Annotated in this window: 5 protein-coding genes; 4 read left to right on the top strand and 1 reads right to left on the bottom strand. The window is 64.3% G+C overall.

The genetic code is table 11. From position 1 onward, the window contains the following. Positions 1 to 138, bottom strand: a 138-nt coding sequence (locus tag HP499_RS20995; protein ID WP_172326062.1) for an FBP domain-containing protein, incomplete at its 3' end; no start/stop codon positions are given. A 540-nt stretch (positions 139 to 678) separates the two neighbouring features. On the opposite strand from HP499_RS20995, the gene HP499_RS20990 reads away from it, so the two are divergent. The 4 genes from HP499_RS20990 to HP499_RS20975 all read left to right on the top strand — a co-directional run. After that, positions 679 to 1,749: an ABC transporter substrate-binding protein gene (locus HP499_RS20990; protein WP_172326061.1), complete on the top strand. Its 1,071-nt coding sequence runs from the start codon at positions 679 to 681 to the stop codon at positions 1,747 to 1,749. A gap of 5 nt (positions 1,750 to 1,754) precedes the next feature. Further along, positions 1,755 to 2,870: an iron ABC transporter permease gene (locus tag HP499_RS20985; protein ID WP_172326060.1), complete on the top strand. Its 1,116-nt coding sequence runs from the start codon at positions 1,755 to 1,757 to the stop codon at positions 2,868 to 2,870. Then, the gene (locus HP499_RS20980) at positions 2,867 to 3,976 is read left to right on the top strand and encodes an iron chelate uptake ABC transporter family permease subunit (RefSeq protein WP_172326059.1); all 1,110 of its coding nucleotides are present in this window, start codon (positions 2,867 to 2,869) and stop codon (positions 3,974 to 3,976) included. Before HP499_RS20985 ends, HP499_RS20980 begins: the two co-directional genes overlap by 4 nt. A gap of 1 nt (position 3,977) precedes the next feature. After that, a partial coding sequence (locus HP499_RS20975; protein WP_172326058.1) for an ABC transporter ATP-binding protein occupies positions 3,978 to 4,659 on the top strand: 682 nt, incomplete at its 3' end.

The raw sequence follows: 4,659 nt of genomic DNA, 5'->3' as shown, positions 1-4,659 counted from the left end.
CTCATCACGCCAACCCAGAAATTCCAGGTTGTCCCAGTTGATGGTTTCGAAGTCACGGGGGAGGTTGAGCCGGGCAGCCTCGGAGCGGCTGGCGTTAATGAAGGACGATCGGATCTGTTGGGCAGTGATTTTCTGCATGGCAAGGCTTCTTTCGGAAATGTTCGACGTCGGCGCGCTGAACTTTGGCGCGCGCGGTAAATGGCAGAAGACGTCGGTCACCCGTGAAGCGGGCACAGCAAAGGGACCCCAAAATTAGTGGTGCTTGGGAGAAGTGCCTAGGAGGATGCCGACGTGCGGGGGAGTGCCAAGCAGGCCAAAACGGCCACCTCGCCAACCATGGCTGCCGCAACTGAAACAGTGCGCATGCTCATCTCCTCGTCGTGTTCCTGTGAAGCGGTAGTCCGCTGTCGCCAATACTTTCAAATCTTCCGTGCCGATGTCCACTGGGAGTGTCCACTGGGAGAGGGTTCGGCTTGAGGGCGTGGGATGTGGGAGAGGGTTCGGCTTGAGGGCGTGGGATCTGGGAGAGGGTCCGGCTGAAGGGCGCGGGATGTGGGAGAGGGTGTGATCTGCGTCCCATTTTGCCCTTGGGCTGGATTAGGTGACGCAAACGTTTCTTAATTATCGGCAGGCTAGGCTAGCCTTACTTAGGTTCGCATCACTTACTTAAGGAGTCCCGTGGCTTCCCTTCTCCCACGCCGCGCCCTGCTCAAAACAGCAGGAACCGCGACGGCCGCCCTGGCCGCCGTCGCTCTTACCCTCACCGGCTGCTCCACTGGTCCGGCAACGTCCACTCCGGCAACTGAGCAGGCAGCTTCCGCAGCTTTCCCGGTGACCATCAAGAACGTCTTTGGTGAGACCACCATCAAGGAACAGCCCAAGCGCGTAGTCACCGTTTCGTGGGTCAACGACGACATCGCGATCGCCCTGGGCGTGGTTCCGGTTGGCGTCCCCAAGAACGAGTGGGGCAACAATGACAAGGGCTCCACCCCTTGGAAGGACGCAGCGCTGGAGAAGCTCGGCGCCGGCTTCGGCACCGACAAGGCTCCGGTCCAGTTCTCCGAGGCCGACGGCATCAATTTCACCGAGATCGCCAAGCTCAGCCCGGACGTTATCCTGGCCGCTTACTCCGGTCTGGAAGAAGCGGACTACAAGAAGCTCAGCGAGATCGCCCCCGTCGTGGCGCAGCCGGAGCTCGCCTACGGAACCCCGTGGCAGGAAAGCACCACCCTGATCGGCAAGGCACTGGGCAAGGAAGCCGAAGCCAAGAAGCTGATCGAGGACACCGAATCCACCGTCAAGGACAAGGTTTCCAAGTTCCCGCAGATCAAGGACAAGACCTTCATCTACGGCAACCTCGAACCCGCCAAGGGTGACGGCGCCAACGTCTACACCGCTATCGATAACCGCCCCCGCTTCCTCTCCGAAATCGGCATGAAGCTGGCTCCTGTGGTCACCGAGAACACCAAGACCTCCACGGAGTTCTTCATCCCGTGGTCCGCTGAGAAGGCCAACGAGCTCGAATCCGACATCTTCGTGACCTGGGTTCCGGACGCCAGCACAGCAGAAGCCATCAAGGCCGATCCTCTGCTCGGCCAGATCCCGGCCATCAAGAAGGGCGCCCTGGTTGCCGATTCGGACAACACCCTGACGCTGTCCATCTCCGCTTCTTCGCCGCTGAGCCTGCCGTGGGCCCTGGATACGTTCCTGCCGCAGCTTGGTAAAGCAGCAGACGCAGCAGGCAAGTAACTGCAATGAAACTGAGTACGACGACGGCACTCCAGGGGCGGGGCAACGGCACTTCGGTGACGGCTGGCCCGGGAGGCATCACCCCTGAAACTGTGGGAACCGGAGGGGGAACCGGTTCCCGCAGCACCGCAGGCAAGCGCTCCGCTTGGCTGCTGGTGGCCGTCGTCGTACTCACAGCTGTCTGCGCCGCATCCTTGGCGATCGGCGCACGCGGTCTTCCCCTCAACACCGTGTGGGAAGCACTCACCAACTTCAATCCGGCAGACGGTAACCACGCTGTGGTCATCGCCCGGATTCCCCGCACCGTGCTGGGGCTGCTTGCCGGAGCCGCACTTGGCCTGGCAGGTGCCGCCATGCAGGGCGTCGCCCGCAACCCGCTGGCAGATCCGGGCATCCTGGGCCTCAACGCAGGTGCAGCCCTCGCTGTGGTTGTGGGAATCTACGTGTTCGGTATCGGCTCGCTGTCCGGCTACATCTGGTTCGCCTTCATTGGCGCCGCAGCGGCCGCCGTCGTGGTTTATGCCATCGCCTCCATCGGTCGCGACGGCGCGACGCCGGTCAAGCTCGCCCTGGCGGGTGCAGCCCTGAGCGCGGGCCTGTTCTCCCTGATGAACGTCATCCTGGTCTCGAGCCAGGACACCTTTGACCGCTTCCGTTTCTGGCAGGTCGGCACCATTGGCGGCCGTGACTGGTCCGTCCTTCTGCCTGCGCTTCCGTTCCTTGCAGTCGGAGCGGTGATCGTCCTGGCCGGTGGCCGCATCCTGAACAGCCTGGCCTTGGGGGACGACATTGCCCGAGGCCTTGGCCAGAACGTCACGTTGGCCCGCAGCATCACCGGACTGGGCATCGTCCTGCTCTGCGGATCCGCTACCGCCGTAGCCGGACCCATTGCCTTCCTTGGCTTGGTCATACCCCACGCCGTCCGCTCGCTGACCGGCCCGGACTACCGGTGGATCCTGCCGTTTTCCGCGGTGGTGGCCCCCGTCCTGCTGATCAGCGCCGACATCATCGGCCGCGTGATCCTTCTCCCCGGCGAAGTCCCCGCAGGAATCATGACCGCCATCATCGGCGCACCCGTCTTCGTCTGGCTGATCCGCCGCGGAAAGGGGGCCGGACTGTGAGCACCGTCCACAAGCTCCCCACCGAGTTGGCACTTAACAGCGATGTTTCCCCCAAACATGGGCATCATCTGCCACTTCGGCGCGTGCTGAGCCCCACATTCTTCCTCGGGCTGGCAGTCACTGCCATGTTCGCGGTGTACGTGCTCCTGGGCAGTTACACAGTAACCATCCCGGACTTCTTCACCATCGTCATCAACCACCTGACCGGCGGCGAGAAGATCCCCGGGGCCAGCTTCATCGTGATGGAGCACAAGCTGCCCCGCGCCGTGGTGGGAACCATGATCGGCATCGCGTTCGGCTTGGCCGGAGCATTGTTCCAGACCATGCTGCGCAACCCGCTGGCCAGCCCGGACATCATCGGCATCAGCTATGGCGCCAGCGCCGCGGCAGTCACGGCAATCGTGATTTTTGGCGCTTCCGGAGCCGTGGTTTCCGGGGCAGCACTTGGCGGAGCACTCGGCGTCGCGGCCATCATTTACGCAATCTCCCGCGGCGGAACCGGGGCCGGAGGAGGCAGTCGTGGCAACGCCGCCGGAAACCGCCTCATCCTTGCCGGCGTCGGCATCGCCGCCGCACTTCACGCAGTGGTCAATTTCCTCATGACCCGGGCGGACATCCGAACCGCCGCCGACGCCCTCATCTGGCTCAACGGCTCACTGAACTCCGCTACCTGGGACCGTGCGGGCGTCCTCGCAGTCTCGCTGCTGGTCCTCCTCCCCGCCGTCATTGCCCTCGCCGGACCTTTGCGCATCCTCGAACTCGGTGACGACGCCGCGGCCGGCCTCGGAATCAAGGTCAACGCCGCCCGGCTGGGACTGGTCCTCACCGCCGTCGGACTTGCCGCCGTCGCAACCGCTGCTGCCGGGCCGGTGGCGTTCGTCGCTTTCCTGGCCGGGCCGATTGCCCGCCGCATCGTCCGCAAACCCAGCCTGCCGGCGTCGGCCCTTACCGGGGCCCTGATCGTGTTGCTCGCAGACTTCTTCGCCTCCAACATCGCACCCGTCATCCTCGACGGAACCGTCCTTCCGGTCGGCGTCATCACCGGCGCCCTCGGTGCTCCCTTCCTGCTGTGGCTGCTGGTCACCTCGAACCGAAAGGAGGCCTGACATGGCCATCCTTAATGCCAAGGACCTCACGCTCCAGTACGAGGCACGCAAGGTGGTGGAGGGGCTCACCACGGAGATCCCCGAAGGCAAAGTGACCATGATCGTGGGCGCCAACGCCTGCGGCAAGTCCACGCTCCTGCGCGGCCTGTCACGCCTCCTCAAACCGGCCGGTGGCGCAGTGACCCTGGACGGCAAGGACATCCACACCCGCCCCGCCCGCGAACTTGCCCGCACGCTGGGACTCCTGCCGCAGCACCCCACCGCTCCCGATGGCATCACCGTCCGGGACCTCGTGGGCCGCGGCCGTTACCCGCACCAAGGCTTCTTCCGCAGCTGGTCAGCCGCCGACGACGCCGCGGTGCAGCGCGCGCTTCACGCCACCGACACCCTTGAACTCGCTGAGCGAAGCATCGACGAACTGTCCGGCGGGCAACGCCAGCGCGTCTGGATCGCCATGGCCCTGGCACAGGAAACCGAAGTCCTGTTGCTCGACGAGCCCACCACCTACCTCGACCTCGCGCACCAGGTTGAAGTCCTGGACCTCGTCACGGACCTTAACCGCAGCCGCGGCACCACCGTGGCGATCGTGCTCCACGACCTCAATCTTGCAGCCCGCTATGCAGACCATGTCATCGCCATGAAGGGCGGGTGCATCGTGGCTGAAGGTCCGGCCCCCGTCGTGG

The organism is Paenarthrobacter sp. CM16 (assembly GCF_013179505.1).
Classification (GTDB): domain Bacteria; phylum Actinomycetota; class Actinomycetes; order Actinomycetales; family Micrococcaceae; genus Arthrobacter.
Note: the sequence above shows the minus strand (reverse complement) of the source record. Positions and strands in the feature narration are given on the sequence as shown.

Bases quoted from the DNA above. Each gene is read 5' to 3' on its own strand.
- HP499_RS20985 (WP_172326060.1), top strand. From the start codon at position 1,755: ATGAAACTGAGTACGACGACGGCACTCCAGGGGCGGGGCAACGGCACT.